Source organism: Chryseobacterium polytrichastri (assembly GCF_900142445.1).
In the GTDB taxonomy this organism is placed as follows: domain Bacteria; phylum Bacteroidota; class Bacteroidia; order Flavobacteriales; family Weeksellaceae; genus Chryseobacterium; species Chryseobacterium polytrichastri.
Genome location: NZ_FRAV01000015.1, coordinates 97091 through 112551 on the forward strand (window position 1 = coordinate 97091; position 15461 = coordinate 112551).

Genomic DNA, 15461 nt, shown 5'->3' on the forward strand with positions numbered 1-15461 from the left:
AATGTTAAAAAAAAAAACCCCAAACGTATTGCTACACTTGGGTTTATTAAATATAATTTAGTTGATATGAATGTCTACTTTTTTTCTTTCTCTTTTCCTACTTTTTCTAAATCTCCTACACTTAATGTGCCATAATCCGGTTCAATAGGGTTATCATTTGCTTTATAAAAGTCTTTATATCGCTTCTCTTCTTTCTTCATCATGTCACCAATGGTACCATCCATTCCGGGAATAGATTTAGACATCATTTCCTGTGTCATCATTGGTCTTACCGTTGCAAAAGGATCTTTTTTGAAGTCATTAAATGTTTTTTCAAACTTTTCTCTAGACAGAATGTTTACTTTTCCTCCTTTTGCCTGCATTAAGGTTTCAATATAAGAATACTCTGTATAATCTTTCACTTTCTTGTTTCCTTGTAATACCCAAGAATAGTTTTTATCTGCATCTTCAATTTTTACAATTAGCCCGGGAAGTCCATAAAACTTATAAGGTCCATCCTGAAAAGGAAGATCTGCACTAAACCAAGCCGTCCATTGTTTTCCTCCGAATTCAGTGGTAGCTTTTTGCGTATTGTATTCGCCTATCTTTTGCTTTTCATTTTGTATTTTCCAATTGAATTTCAAGTTTTCATCATATCCAATATTGGTAGGCGTAAATCCACTTGCGATTTTATCTACATACTCAATTTTCATGCTTGGATACATCTTGTATATTCTCGAAGAAATTTTTGGAGTTTTAAGGATTTTAGATAAATCTTTCATTGCCCCAGCTTTTTTCATGGCCTCCATTTCTATTTTCATGATAGAATCCTGAGAAATAACTGTGTAATCCTGATAGATAGATCTGTTTTTATCTGTAATATCTAAGATCGTAATAACCTTGTCCATTTTTGCTGAATCTTTTTTAGGCTTAAAAGATAATTCGTAGAAAAAACGGTTGGCAGTTTCTTTAGAATCCTTATCCTGAGCACTCACAAAAGTAATAAGAGCGATAAAAAATACTGAAAAGAACTTTTTCATTTTTGAAATGTTTATTAATTAGTGAGCACTTCTATTATTTTGTTACAGTTTTTTTGAAATTTATTCAGTGTCCAATCTTATACGGCTGATATGAAATACTTTATTAAAGTCTCATATTTAAATTTTATGATTTCATTATCTTTTTGTTAGCATCAAAATCTCTAACTTTAAACTACCTAAAAACAAATAGTATGGACACTTTATCCCAATTAAAATCCGAACTGGAAAGCGAGTATCAAACGACAAAAAAATTCATTGATCTCTTTCCTGAAGAAAAAAACGAATACGCTCCTCACGAAAAAAGCATGAAAATGATGCCTTTGACAACTCATTTGGTAGAAGTCTTCGAATGGCCCAATACCATCTTAGCAACTTCGGAATTAGATTTTGCAAAAGGAGCCTATCAACCTACGAAACTGTCTACCAAAGAAGAACTTCTAAAAAAACTGGATGACAGCTATCAAGCAGGTAAACAAGCGTTAGAAAATGCGAAAGAAGATGACCTAACCCCGAGTTGGACCATCAAAAATGACGGCCATGCATTAGCGAGCTGGAGCAAGTATGGAGCGATCCGACATGGGCTGAATCAAATTACGCATCACAGGGCTCAATTGGGAGTTTATTACAGGTTAAATGATATTCCGCTTCCTGGAAGCTATGGACCTTCTGCTGATAATCCGAGTTTTTAAAAAAGAATAAAAATATATTTAAACAAAAAACCAACCTCCTGTGAGATTGGTTTTTTACATTTTATTTAAAGTTGAATTTTACTGTGAACATGACTTGGCTTGGGCGAAGTTGGTATCTTGTGAAAGAGGTATACGTAGAAGTGATTTCATAATTTTCAAATACTTTTTTGTTGGCAATATTCATCCACTTCAATTCAAAATCAATTTTCTTTTTAGCCCATGTGAACTGATAGGAAACATCATAAAATCCGTTGTGATATTTTTGATCAACTGCATTTGTATTTACCTGATCCCAATTGAATCCAACAGTATGGTTTTCGATCGGATAAAAGAATACTCCAAGATTATGCTTGAACCCTGTCGTAGTAGCGTTTGTATTCACATTACCTATACTGGTCTGTTTTGTTCTTGTAATACTTGCATTATAATCCAGACTCATCCAGCTAAAATATGTATTATTGAATTTTACACCATAAGATTGCCCGTTATTCTTATTGTTATAGGAGTCATTATTCAGCAATGCATCAGATTTTGATGTATTATTACTATAGCTAAGGGAAGCATTAGTTTTAAATTTCGGGAAATATTTTCCCACTTCCACACTATAACCATTATTTAACACATTATTATCCTGAACTTTATAATTCATAGCAGTATATCCATTGATGATTGTTGGGTTAGAAATTAAATTTCTTTTTGCATCAGAATATCTGTAATTGATATTAAAGAATAAATTATTAAGTGGATTTCTATATTCTATCCTTGTTCCAGCTGATTTATTATTGTTCTGAGGAATCGGGTTATTAGGATCCATAACATTAATTCCCGCTGGTGAAGTCATTAAAAATCCTGAATAAGCAGTATTAATTTCACCAAAGTTATTATTGATATTTGCATTTATCGAAGCTTTCCAGAAAGAAGCAAAAGTATATTGAGCAAAAACACTAGGCTCAAAAGTAACTTTATTTAGTTCTCTCGAAACTAATCTTAAAGGATCTTCTGCTTTAATATTATTAGAGTTTACTGGGAAGTTAGCATATAAAATCCAAGAATCGTTTTTATAATTTACTCCTAAACTTCCGTAAGGTATTGCCGTTGTATATTTAAGATCATTATTATATTGCGTTAATGCAGGGTTGGCATTTGATTTAATATTTGATAAATCTGAAATTAAATCCGTCGATTTAAAATTAAATCCAACTTCAGGAGTAAATGTCCATCCTTTTGTAGAGAATCCAATATTTGCTGAATGATTTGCCTCAAAAGTTTTAAGTCTTAAGCTTTGTCCTACAAAATCACTTGAAGGGTTTGCTGTAAATCCAGGAATCTGTAAATAAGATGAGGGCGAAACACTAAGCGTCTGCCTGTCAGTCTGATAACTTAAAAAAGACAATACATTCACCATTTTCTCTTTCCAAGGGATTATTGTACTCAATGAGTTTTGGAAAGAACTTGTAGGAGACTCTAATGCCTCGGCACCATTTCTTTGTATTGTACCATTTGTAGTTGTTCTATCCACAATACCCCTGTCTGCATTCCAATATTGAGAGAAGCTAGTGGTATTTTTGAAAAATCCTTTTTTTGCATTTTTAGTGAAAATTAATTCTCCTTTTGCTTTATCAGTATAAAAGTTATTATGAATTGTCTGTAATACCGAATAGGCGGGGGTATTTGCTGTAGCAAAAAAATCATATTGAGTATAAGATTCCCTTTCCACCGCATTATTGGTATAATTAGCATTTGCTTTGAGCTCCCATTCTTTCTTTGTATCAATATTAGTCAAATAGTTTGCTGATAAATAATGTACATTATTCATCAAGTACCTTTTTACCGGAAGATTCGGAGTGCTTGCATTTTCTACATTCAACCAATCATTTTGAGAAGCATTGATTCTTTTTCCTTCAAATCGACTTCCAAAAGCTAGAATATTCCCTTCATTTTCAACTTGTTCCCCCATATTGTTGGTCTTGTAATTAACCACCCATTGGCTCTTTTGTCCGAAAAACATTGGGGTTAGCTTTACATTCCATAACCAGGGATCTCCGAAGCCGGTTCCGACTTCTCCTCTACCAGTCATAGTTACAGAGTTTTTCAATTTGATATTTATGGCTGCTGCATCTGAAGGTACTTTATCCTGAAGAATTTTTACGGGTTGGTGATTTTCCAGTACCTCAACTTTCTGTACCGCATCTTTTGGAAGTGAGTTGTTGATAGTACCGTAACCACCTTCCATTAAATCTTTTCCATTGACATAAAATTTGTTGATTGCATTTCCTTGGTAGAGAATGGTTCCGTCTGTGTTGACTTCAATTCCAGGAATCTTTCTCATTACGTCAGCCAGTGTTCTATCACTTTTACTGTCGAATGCTTTCAGATCATAGGCAATGGTGTCTCCTCTTGAGGTAATCATTTTGGTTTTTAGCTGTACTTCTTTTATTTCAGTGGCTTCAGACTGCATTTTAAAAGTTAAAGTCTGATCGCTATTGCCAATTTGTTTTGTTAAGGGTTTTTGATTGAATGCTTTTACCTTAAGATCTACATTAGGTTCTGCGGATGTGAAAGTCACCTTATATTCTCCTTTAGAATTGGTAATCCCGTAGGCTAAGATGGCATCCTTTCCAGGTTCTTCTATTGTTACACTTGCACTCGGAATGGCAATCCCATCTTCATCCGTAATTTTTCCCGAAACCGTTTTCTGTGCGAAAGTGAGCACCGAGAAAAAAAGCATCAGAAATAAGAGAACATTCTTTTTCATAATTTATTATTTGGCTAATTAGTTAATGGTTACCCTTTTTTGTTACACTTTTATAAAGATGTATTTTAATATAAAAAGTTAAAACCACAATATCACTACAAACATAGTTATATTTTTTTTAATTGAATCGAAAAAATAAAAACTTTCAACAATTTAATTTGAATGCTTTTACATTTAAACCAATCCCTATTTTTTATGATAAAAATTAAACCACAGCATCTTATTATGGCATTTAACATTAACTTCTATCGAATTATCATCTAAAATAGATTTTATACATTCGTCTTGAATGAATTTTTATTCAATCAATTTGTGTTTTTGCCCTGTAATTTTTTTTACAGGGTATTTTTTTTATAACATCTGAAAAAAGTACTGGTATAAAAGATTTCTCAATTTTTGATATTGCTTTTTTTATTCGGAGATAAAGTCATCCTTCAAAAATATTATTTCATTCTTTTTCACATAATATTGATTTAAAACTTACATTTTTATTCAATTTAATTAACTTTTATTATTACATTTATATAGTCTTGTTAAAATGTTTTATTTCAGATGTCTATGCTATTTAGAATTGATACAAAAAAATGATTTGAATCATAGATTAAAAAAAACGTAAACTCATCCTGAAACATTTTAATTTAATAATTTTGTAACATAAAATTTATAGAAATGGGAATTATTTTAAAGCCTATAGATGTTGTAGATGATATTTCTAAAGAAGAATTCTACGAAAAATATCTAAAGCCAAGGAGGCCCGTTGTCATAAAAAACATGGCAAAAAAGTGGCCCGCCTACCAAAAGTGGACGATGGATTATGTAAAGGAAGTGGTTGGAGATATTGAAGTGCCTCTTTATGACTCTAAAAAAGCCGATCCCGCAGCTCCTATTAATACACCTACTACCAAAATGAAATTTGCAGATTATATAGACCTCATCCAAAGAGAGCCTACTGATCTTAGAATTTTCTTTTTTGATCCTATAAAACATGCTCCTCAACTGCTAGAAGAATATATAGCTCCTAAAGAATTGATGGGTGGTTTTTTAGATAAATATCCCGGAATGTTCTTCGGAGGAAAGGGTTCTGTAACTTTTTTACATTTCGATATTGATTTAGCGCATATTTTCCATACTCATTTCAATGGAAGAAAACATGTCATGCTATTTGAAAATAAATGGAAAGAAAGATTATATCAACTTCCTTATGCAACATATGCCTTAGAAGATTACGACATTGAAAATCCTGATTTTGAGAAATATCCGGCTTTGGATGGTGTAGAAGGTATCGATTGCTACCTTGAGCATGGGGACACTTTATTTATGCCTACCGGTTGGTGGCACTGGATGAAATATCTGGATGGCAGCTTCTCTCTTTCGTTGAGAGCTTGGGATAAATCCTGGACAGTAAAAGCAAATTCTTTATGGAATCTTACGGTTCAACGTAAGTTTGACGACATCATGAAATCCAATTTCAAAAAGAAATACATGGACTGGAAAGAAAAAGTAGCCATTAAACGAGCTGAAATTGCTTTAAAAAGAGGTTTACCCAAATAAAATAAAAAGACGTTTCGAGCTGAAACGTCTTTTTTTATTCCTAAAAATTAAGTTTACTTTTTAATAATCTTATAGCTTTTTTCTGTTGATCCTTCTTTAATTTTCACCACATAATTTCCTGCAGACAAATCGCTCATCATAATTTTTGCAGTTCCTGAATTGGGCGCTATCTGTTTCTGAGCTCTTCCTGTCATATCATATATATTGATCTCATAAATTTTATTCTTGCTTTCAATAGTAAGAATATCACCCACAGGATTGGGATAGATCGAAATGCTTTTATTATCAGCTGCTGCCTCTGATACCGCAAGCGTATTAGAAGAAACAACAAAATCATCAATCCCTATAAACCAGATATCTGTAGTTGTAGAGTAGAAAGCAATATAAATGGTTTGCCCTACATAAGGTGTTAGATCATACGTATATTGTTGCCATGTTACCGGCGGTTTTACTGCGGATGCCAATGTAGTGGTAAAAGCCGCTACTGTAGGTGTTGTTGTAGAGATTTTCACGTCCACCATTTCTGCTAAACCAGCCCCTCTATTTCTCCCCCAAAAGGTTAATTTATCCGAAACACCTGCGGTAACAAGTATTGCAGGACTTATTGCATAATCGCTATGCGCATCACTTCCATATTCCAATCCTAAAAAATGGGATCCTGAATGGGGAGTATTAAAAGTACTGTCATAAGAAGTCCATGTTTTCCATGTACCGGTGTCTCCACCGTTAATGATCGTCCAATCTGCCGGTAGCGTAGCCGAATCAAAACTTTGGGAATACTGAGCAGAAATACCAAGAGGCCATACGCCTAACATCAATGCTAATCGATAAATATGTTTCATAATTATTTGTTTTACACTAATTTAGTGAAAATTTTAAATCAAAACATATTTTAATACTATTAATTTAAACGACAACAGCTATTCGTTGATTCTATAAATAGGATATTGTCTAAAGGTTCTGTTTTCAAAATAAGGAGAATGCTTATACACCCAATCTAGTTGTGCTTCTCCATCTTCTGAAAACTTTTTGTCAGACAGCTTTTTAGCTTCAAACTCATCTTTTAATCCTTTGCGATTCTTTAATAGTTCGAATGCGGTATCTTCAAAAATATACGCTGAATAATATTCTTTCTGAGCTAAAATTCCATCAAAAAAGTTCCAGTTGAAAAATGAGTCTACGGCTCCCGGTTCCAACGTTTCGATAAGGTATTTAATCCCCTCTTGATTGGTGGGAATTAAGAAATCTCCTTTGGAAAATTCAATGGTATTATTTACTGTGGTAACCTTTGTATCGTAATGAAGGTAATGCCCTTCATAAGGATTTTTAACGGTTTTAAAATCATCTATTATATAAGATTCTACTGAAGTTGCGATATCCCGGGTAAGGGCTTCCATTATTATTCCGTTCCTGTTTAGTTCTTCAATCACTTTATATTGTGATTGAGGCACAACATAGTATTTCGGAATTTTGATAAAATTTATAGCAACGGCTGTCGTGAAGAGCTTTATTTTCTTTGTAAAAGGTTTGGTTCTGTCATAAAACAATCTCGGCTTTCCGGAAATATCGCTTGGCTTATATTTTCCCTCATATCCTTTAAAATCCATCGTAGAATATTTCGTAGAATCTATTTTCCAACGAATTCCATACTGTTTTCCTGCTTGGTATTGTTTTAAATTTTCAACCCGAAGTTCTTTTATCTTTTTATAGTCTTTATCTAAATTTTGAAGGTTGACCAACATATATTTATACGTTGCATCTACCCTTTTGTCATACGGCTTCAGCATATGGGTTTCGGGAACGGTTCCTAAAGAATTAAATAAAGTAGTATATCCCGTAGAATATCTCGGTGAATCCTCAAAAGAAGCAAAACCAACCTCCGGAACATCACCATGAATATTGACATACGGCGTGCTTTCATATCCTAATTTCTGTAGCTCCTGAAGGTTTTTAGCCTGATAATTATCGTAGAAATAATTTCCCAACACATTTCCCAATCGTTCTTTGAAAGTGGAGATGTACGTAAACGTATATTGATAATCTGCTCCGTTGCTTACATGATTATCAATAAAAACATCTGGTTTTAGCCATTGATAAATCTGCTGAAAGCTTCTCGCATTTTTTGAATCTGCTTTGATGAAGTCTCTATTTAAATCATAATTTCTCGCATTTCCACGAAAACCATATTGCTCCGGTCCGTTTTGATTGGCTCTGGAAAACGAACCTCTGTTTAGCATTCCGCTAACATTGTACGCTGAAATAGCGGCAATGATAAAATTCTGCGGTGTTTTTATTTTCTTGGTTGCCAAATCCCGCATCAACATCATCGTTGCATCAATTCCGTCCGGTTCTCCGGGATGAATTCCATTGTTCACGAATAAAATTGCTTTGTCCTTTCTTAATGTATTCAAGTCTTTTTCAGGAAACGGATTGTAAACCACCACATAGATTGGTTTTCCGTTATCGTCTTCTCCTTTTTTCAGATATTGAATGGTGCTAAAATTCTTTGATAAACTTTGATAATACACATTCATTTCGTCATACGTAACGGTTTGATTTCCATTCCCTTTTTCAAAAGGTGTCTGAAATTGAGTTTGCGTAAAAAATAAAGATGAACTCAGGAAAAATAAGAGATATTGCAGTTTCATTGAAGTGATATTTCAGGTTTCAAAATTACTGAAAATAAATCTTTAAAATTTAGTTTTTGGTTAAGCGCAAAGACGCAATTTTTTTACAATTCAATATGTTTTAAGACGCAAAGATTTTATCTTCGATAAAATTTATACCCGTAAACTTGATGAAAATCTTCGATTTTCTTGCGCCTTAAATCAAAATATACTTAACAATCTTTGCTCCTCTGCGTTTATCCAACTTTTAATTATTCCTTCCTTTTTCATTTGGATACAATGACGGAAGCGAGTCGCTTTGCCAGAATTCTTTGGTATTAACATCCATAATAGATAAAGCTCCAGTGAAAGCAGCACCTGTATCGAGATTCCAGACGTTGACCTTGTTGACGGGATGTTTCATCCCTAAATATAATGTTGGGGTATGACCGATGAAGATTTCATTGTATAAAAGCAGTCTTTTTGGATATAATTCTGAATCTTTCGACAGCTTTTTATCCATTGCAACAGCAGTTTCCCACAACGTCCTGTCCCAACGATAATTGCTGGAATACACTTCCTTTTCAGGACCGTGCATCGAAGAATAACCGGCATGAATAAACAAGCGGTTTTCTTCGTCTACATAATAATTTTTCATTCGTTGAAAAAATTCCAGATGCAGATTCAAATCTTCTACAGCATAATCAGCATAACTTTCAACCGTGCTTTTTCCTCCGTTGGATAGCCAAACATTTGGCGCATCACCTAAAGAAATCCAGTCTTCAGTCCATGCATCATGATTTCCCTTAATAAAAATACATTCTTGTTTTTGGGAAAGTTCCATTAAAAACTGAATGATTTGGGAAGACTCACTCCAACCATCAACGTAATCTCCGAGGAAAATTAAGGTGTCGTTTTTAGTTACATTCGCTCGTTCTAAAACTTGTTTCAAAGCTCTAAATCCTCCGTGAATGTCTCCTATTGCTAATGTTCTTTTCATTATGTTGAAATGTATTTTGGATCTACATGATCCGTCAACCAAACTTCGTTGTCCGAAAAATAAAATTCGATGCCGTCTTCGAACATTTTTTGTGTTCTGATCGTTAGAATAATTGGTTTTCCATGACGCATTCCAACATTAGTTGCGGTTTCTTTATCTTGACTTAAATGAACGTGTTGTCGATCTCTTTTTTCTATTCCTTTTTCTAGAATAGATTCAATATTACTTTGAGCCGTTCCGTGGTATAAAAATTCCGGCGGTTGCTGTGGAATTAAAGCCAAATTGATATCAATTGAATGCCCCTGACTGGCTCTGATTCTTGTTTTATCTCCATTAAAAGCAAATCGTTTTTTAGCGTTGGTCTGAACAATTTCATCTAATTCTTCAAAGGTAAAGCCTTCATAAGAATCTCTTTTTGATTTTGTGATTAATTCATCCACATTTGCCCATCCATTTTCATCTAAATTTAAATTAATGATTTCGGGATGGTGTCTGAGAACGTAACTCAGAAATTTGCTCTTGCCTTTATTTTGTTTTTCATTCATGGTTTTTGTTTTATTAATTTGTTTGCTAATTTTTCACACAAAATCTCAATATCCACTTTCCTCACCAAGTCAGAAATCCATTCTTCAGGAATATTTTCAAAACCATAATAAATTCCTGCGATTCCACCCGTGATGGCTCCGGTTGTGTCTGTATCTTCTCCTAAGTTGACGGCTTTCAACACCGCTTCAGAATAACTTTCTGAGTTTAGAAAACACCATAATGAGGCTTCTAAACTGTGAAGAACGTAGCCGCTTGAACTTATTTTGTCCTCATTGTATTCAAAAATATTGTTATTTAAGATTCTGTCAAACTTATCCATTTCACCTTGAGAACAAATTGGATTATTATCTAGAAAATATTTTACTGTTGATTTCATTTTCTGATATCCTTCAAATTTGTCTGCTCCATTTAAAATTTCTAATAAAAACTCCAAATACATGAAGCAAGAAATTACAGAACGAATATGGGCGTGAGTGATTGAAGAGACATCTTTAACTTTATCAAAATGTTGTTCGATTGGAAGTTCTTTTATGTAAAATAATAATGGTAAAATTCTCATTAAAGAACCGTTACCATTATCAAACTCACTTGTTCCTCCACATAATTGAGGAGCATATCCTTTACTTATCTTGTTTATGGCTTGTCTTGTAGCAATTCCAATATCAAAAACTCTTCCATGAGGTGTCCAAATTTCTGCATTATACCATTGCAAAAATTTTGTTGCCATATCTTCCAAATCATATCCTTTACAAAGGCTTTCAGCCAGACATAAAGCTAAAGAACTATCGTCACTCCATGTTCCGGCAGGTTGACGATGAGTTCCTAAAGCTCTCATTTTTGTAACGGGTGAACGTTTCAATTGTTCTCGACTTCTGAATTCCACCGGAACACCCAACGCATCACCAATACAAACTCCGAAAATTCCGGCTTTTACTACATTTTCCATTAGGCAAGATTGATAAGTTTATCGAACAATAGCTTCATTCCTCTTGTTGCGGTTTCTTTCATGACAACCGCTCTTTGCCCGTATCCAAAGCCTGTTTCGTTGGGATTGATCACAATCAACAGACAATCATCTTTAATCTCGTGGATCAAACCTGCTGCAGGATATACTTGCAGAAAAGTTCCGATTACTAAGAAAATATCTGCCTGTTTTGCTTTTTCTGTCGCTTCTTTCATTAAAGGAACATCTTCTCCGAACCAAACGATGAAAGGTCTCAATTGCGCTCCATCTTCTGCTTTGTCTCCGATCTTGATATCTTCTTTTTGTTCGTAAATCAAGCCTTTGTTATTGCATGAACAAGATTTTAACAATTCTCCGTGGATGTGAAGGATATTTGTCGATCCCGCTCTTTCATGCAGATCGTCGATATTCTGAGTAATAATTTCTACCTCAAAATATTTTTCTAAATCTGCTATTATTTTGTGTGCATCGTTAGGCTCAACTTCATGGATCTGGCGACGTCTTTGGTTATAGAATTCCAATACCAATTCTCTGTCTTTTCTCCATCCTTCAGGACTTGCCACATCCGTCACATTATGATTTTCCCAAAGACCATCTCCGTCTCTGAATGTTTTTATTCCGCTTTCGGCACTGATTCCGGCACCGCTCAATATGGTTAATTTTTTCATTTGTTTAATCTTAATTTAATTCTCTCGCAGATTTAGCAAATTATGCAGATTTTTCACTTTAATATTATTTGCAAAATCAGACTAAACTACGAGATCGTTCTTAATCAGAACACTTAATCTCTTTCTAATAATTTTTTATAAAGCTCCTCATTTTCCTCATCAAAGCACACAAAAATAACTTTCTCAATAACCTCTGATTCAAAATTCTTTACTTCCTGAATGGCAATTTTAGCCGCCAATTCTTTTGGAAATCTATAAACTCCTGTACTGATGTTTGGGAAAGCAATGGTTTTCACTTCAAGACTTTCAGCCAACTTTAAAGAATTTCTATAACAGTTTGCCAAAAGTTGTGACTCTTTTTCTTCATCATTATTCCACACCGGACCGACTGTATGAATCACATATTTTGCAGAAAGATTTCCGGCTGTTGTTACTACCGCCTCTCCCGTTTTGCACTTCCCTTGTCGATTTCTGATTTGCCTGCATTCTTCCAAAATTTCCGAACCTCCTGCACGATGAATCGCTCCATCAACCCCGCCTCCACCCAATAAAGATGAATTGGCTGCATTGACAATGGCGTCTGATTTTATTTTGGTGATATCTCCTTTTGTTAATTCAATTTTCATCATTCTAGTTTTAAGTTAATCTTAATTTTTTATTTAAATTCTCATCATCAAATAACAAAGGTTTTTCTTCAGGAAGCATTAAATTATCTAATTTATCATTCAATACAAATTGATATTGTTCTTTCACAAAATCTGAAATATTTTCAATCAGAATAATATCTTCTTTAGCAAAAGATCTGGTAAATTCATCTCTTAAACCAATTTGAATTGCTCTTCTTTCTAATTTTCCCCCAAAAGGATCATGGTCCGGATCCCATTGCAATCTCACAGAAGATTCTTTTATCTGATCTTGCCACTCTTCTCTGGAAATTTCCAATCTGTCATTGTACGAAGAATAGACTGCATTTTCTAAATATCTTTTGAAAGCATCCTTTTTTAGATGGATCGCCAAAACATATTCCTGTCCTTCTTTTGTTCCCCATCCGCTTCGATACATCATCCAAAGAAAATTGGGTTTTATCCAAGTCATTCTTTCTAAGCTGAATTCACCACCAAAATATTGATTTTTAACAGCAAATTCACCAATACTTTTTTTATAAGACTGATAGACAACAATTTTTTCATCATCATATTGTGCCATGATGTGATGTCCTTTTTGGGGCCATTCTTCTATTTGCTCTTTATATTCTTTTAATTTGAGGTCCATTATATTTCTTCAAACGGTTTTATCATTTCTTCTTTCTTGGTCAGAACTGCAAAAACCACTCTTTTAAATTTATTTTTATACTTTCCGTGAAGGTATTTCTTGAATAGTTCAGCAATTTCTTTCGGATCATTTTTAAAAACTCCACAACCCCAAGCTCCTAAAATCAATGTTTCATTTCCTTGATGTAAAGCCAACGCCAGCATTTTATCCATTCTCATATCCATTGCTGCGAAAATTTCATTCGATCTTTCTGGTTCCTGTCGCTTGACAACTCCTGCATTTACAGCCGGAGACGTGATAAAATTACACAAAACAGGTTTTGGCAATAATTCTCCTTTATCTTTCCTGAAAACAGGAACTTTCGGACTGTAAATCATCATATCTGTGTAAAAACAAGATTCCATGGCACGGTGAACGGTGTAATAATCCCAAGCCTGAAGTTGAGTTTCATACAAAGCTGAAGTTCTTGCCAGGCTTTCTTCCTGCGCTTCCGCTCCATTGATAAAACCTCCTCCCGGATTTTTTGCAGAGGCGAAATTCAGGCACATGATTTTCTGCTGATCTTCTTCTTCGCTTAACTTTAAAATTGCTTTTAAAGAACTACAATTCCAAACTTCAAATGTTGTTTCAAAATCTATTTTCGGAAGTTCATTATTTACGAGTTCCGAAAGCTCTTCTGATAAAAACAAAACGGTTCCTTTCTTAGAGATTTCCAGTTCGTTTTCTATATTTATTTTTTCGTTGTTTTGGTTTATATAATATTTCTTGGCTAAGATGTCTAGCGTATCTTTTGCCATTCCTTTATTTGTCATGGTTAGTTTTTTTATATTTAACATCAGGCTTTCTAATTCAGTATTTTCAGAGTCTTTAAATTGATTTCCTATAAATACTTTTATCACTTCAATATTTCCAACAATCGCCTGATTGAATGTTTCTAATTTTTCTGATGGAACCCATAATTCATTATGATTTCTGGCTCCGACATTTTGTGCAGGATATTTATTTGCTTCCTCATATAACACTTCAAATTTGGTTACAAAACCGAGATAGTTTCCTGCTTCATCTCTGGTATTCCATTTTTCTGCAATTTCTGATGCGTAGTCTTCATCTAAAACCGGATAAAAAATAGGTTGCCATTCCAATCTTGGAGGAAATTTTTTGAAATCACTTTCTAAAATTAACATCATTTCCCTTTCTCCGACTGGTCTGTAAAGTGTTGTTGTTTTCATGGTTCTTGTTTTTACTCAATTTGAATGTCCTTTTTTGATAATATTTTTTAACGCAAAGCTCACAAAGAATTTTCCATTTTGTCAAATGGTAGATAACCATTTTATTCAAAATCGTAAACATATACCTCCACATTATTTTCCAGCAATGTTTTTTCAATAATTGGCTCAATTTCTTCCCATTTTCCTCCTGCTAAGCCGCAACCAATTCTTGGCATATGAACACTCGCATTTAATTTTACAGCTTCATTAGAAAGTTTTTCCAAACACTTTTCTACAGCTTCATATCTTATGGGAGCCATTCCTTTTGAGTTTGTAATCGTTTTATGTTGACCAATCATATTACAAATCCAAATATTTTCTTCCACCTTAATTATTTGAATTTCTCCAAGATGAAAATTTTCTTTGCTTTTAAACCATTCTCTATACTCATTTTCGGGTTTCTTCCATTTTTTAGATATTGCCATTACAAAACCTTTTCCCCAGCCTCCAATATCATTGCATATATGAGTGATTATTTTATTTCCGTTAACCTGTGGATTTGTAGCGTCTCCTTTTAAATAAATTATAGTTTTCATGGTTATCAAATTTTAATTTTATCTAAATTCAAACACTTTTCAATATTCTTTGTTGTTCCGCTTTTTCTTTTTTCATCTGAATTAAAATCAATAGCTAGAAAATGAGTACAGTTTAAAATTGCATAATTATCTCTTTCTAAATCAGAAACAAAGCCTCCTTTAATTTCCCATTTTCCAGCTTTTGTTTTAAATGTATTAGCAAAATATCTCGGTTTTTGTCCGATATGAAGGATGCTTACCTTTTAAGATTTATCTTTTAGATATTCCATCATTAAAGTATCAACTCCACAGAAATCTCCCATCATAAATTCACATTCAGAAAGATCAAAATCTTTTAACGGTTCAATATAAAACTGATTAAATTTTTTCCAAGACAAATTTCCATTTCCAAAAACATATATTTTTTTCATTATTACTTTGTGTTTTTAAATCTTCTGCTTTAGGTTTTGGCTAAAGCCGTTGAAATGTATTCTTTATTAAAACGGGCTAAAGCCCAATGTCATTAAGTTAGTGTATTTCATAAGCTATTTCGTTGATTTTTAGGAACTATTGGTTTTGCTCTTGCTCTGTATTTACCAATATTCCTT

Annotated in this window: 15 protein-coding genes; 2 read left to right on the plus strand and 13 right to left on the minus strand. The window is 33.6% G+C overall.

Annotated elements, in window-relative coordinates:
- Positions 1 to 74: 74 nt before the first annotated feature.
- Positions 75 to 1019: a GLPGLI family protein gene (locus BUB80_RS11045; RefSeq protein ID WP_073292986.1), complete on the minus strand. Its 945-nt coding sequence runs from the start codon at positions 1017 to 1019 to the stop codon at positions 75 to 77.
- Positions 1020 to 1210: 191 nt separating this feature from the next.
- On the opposite strand from BUB80_RS11045, the gene BUB80_RS11050 reads away from it, so the two are divergent.
- The gene (locus tag BUB80_RS11050; RefSeq protein ID WP_073292987.1) at positions 1211 to 1708 is read left to right on the plus strand and encodes a DinB family protein; all 498 of its coding nucleotides are present in this window, start codon (positions 1211 to 1213) and stop codon (positions 1706 to 1708) included.
- A gap of 61 nt (positions 1709 to 1769) precedes the next feature.
- Here the strand turns inward: BUB80_RS11050 and BUB80_RS11055 are convergent, their stop codons facing one another.
- Complete coding sequence (locus BUB80_RS11055) at positions 1770 to 4463, minus strand: Plug and carboxypeptidase regulatory-like domain-containing protein (RefSeq protein ID WP_073292988.1); 2694 nt, start codon at positions 4461 to 4463, stop codon at positions 1770 to 1772.
- Positions 4464 to 5132: 669 nt separating this feature from the next.
- Between BUB80_RS11055 and BUB80_RS11060 the strand changes: the two genes are divergently transcribed.
- Positions 5133 to 6014: a cupin-like domain-containing protein gene (locus BUB80_RS11060; protein WP_073292989.1), complete on the plus strand. Its 882-nt coding sequence runs from the start codon at positions 5133 to 5135 to the stop codon at positions 6012 to 6014.
- Positions 6015 to 6067: 53 nt separating this feature from the next.
- On the opposite strand, the gene BUB80_RS11065 is transcribed toward BUB80_RS11060, so the two are convergent.
- From BUB80_RS11065 to BUB80_RS23825, 11 genes are all read right to left on the minus strand, one after another.
- The gene (locus tag BUB80_RS11065; RefSeq protein WP_073292990.1) at positions 6068 to 6856 is read right to left on the minus strand and encodes a T9SS-dependent choice-of-anchor J family protein; all 789 of its coding nucleotides are present in this window, start codon (positions 6854 to 6856) and stop codon (positions 6068 to 6070) included.
- A 78-nt stretch (positions 6857 to 6934) separates the two neighbouring features.
- Positions 6935 to 8662, minus strand: coding sequence for a M14 family metallopeptidase (locus tag BUB80_RS11070; RefSeq protein ID WP_073292991.1), 1728 nt, complete (start codon positions 8660 to 8662; stop codon positions 6935 to 6937).
- A gap of 226 nt (positions 8663 to 8888) precedes the next feature.
- On the minus strand, positions 8889 to 9620 hold the full coding sequence (locus BUB80_RS11075; protein WP_073292992.1) for a metallophosphoesterase: 732 nt from the start codon (positions 9618 to 9620) through the stop codon (positions 8889 to 8891).
- Entirely contained in the window at positions 9620 to 10165 is a 546-nt protein-coding gene (locus tag BUB80_RS11080; RefSeq protein WP_073292993.1) for an RNA 2'-phosphotransferase, read from the minus strand. Before BUB80_RS11080 ends, BUB80_RS11075 begins: the two co-directional genes overlap by 1 nt.
- Entirely contained in the window at positions 10162 to 11112 is a 951-nt protein-coding gene (locus BUB80_RS11085) for an ADP-ribosylglycohydrolase family protein (RefSeq protein ID WP_073292994.1), read from the minus strand. Before BUB80_RS11085 ends, BUB80_RS11080 begins: the two co-directional genes overlap by 4 nt.
- Complete coding sequence (locus BUB80_RS11090) at positions 11112 to 11798, minus strand: SIR2 family NAD-dependent protein deacylase (protein ID WP_073292995.1); 687 nt, start codon at positions 11796 to 11798, stop codon at positions 11112 to 11114. The genes BUB80_RS11085 and BUB80_RS11090 overlap by 1 nt, the downstream gene beginning before the upstream one ends.
- Positions 11799 to 11911: 113 nt before the next feature.
- On the minus strand, positions 11912 to 12424 hold the full coding sequence (locus BUB80_RS11095) for an O-acetyl-ADP-ribose deacetylase (RefSeq protein ID WP_073293002.1): 513 nt from the start codon (positions 12422 to 12424) through the stop codon (positions 11912 to 11914).
- Positions 12425 to 12434: 10 nt separating this feature from the next.
- Positions 12435 to 13070, minus strand: coding sequence for a DUF4291 domain-containing protein (locus tag BUB80_RS11100; RefSeq protein ID WP_073292996.1), 636 nt, complete (start codon positions 13068 to 13070; stop codon positions 12435 to 12437).
- Positions 13070 to 14299, minus strand: a complete 1230-nt coding sequence (locus tag BUB80_RS11105; protein ID WP_228433774.1) for a TIGR02452 family protein — start codon at positions 14297 to 14299, stop codon at positions 13070 to 13072. The genes BUB80_RS11100 and BUB80_RS11105 overlap by 1 nt, the downstream gene beginning before the upstream one ends.
- A 101-nt stretch (positions 14300 to 14400) precedes the next feature.
- Positions 14401 to 14874 (minus strand): macro domain-containing protein, encoded by a 474-nt coding sequence (locus BUB80_RS11115; RefSeq protein WP_073292997.1) that lies wholly within the window; start codon positions 14872 to 14874, stop codon positions 14401 to 14403.
- A 242-nt stretch (positions 14875 to 15116) separates the two neighbouring features.
- On the minus strand, positions 15117 to 15284 hold the full coding sequence (locus BUB80_RS23825) for a hypothetical protein (protein ID WP_228433776.1): 168 nt from the start codon (positions 15282 to 15284) through the stop codon (positions 15117 to 15119).
- Positions 15285 to 15461: the final 177 nt, after the last annotated feature.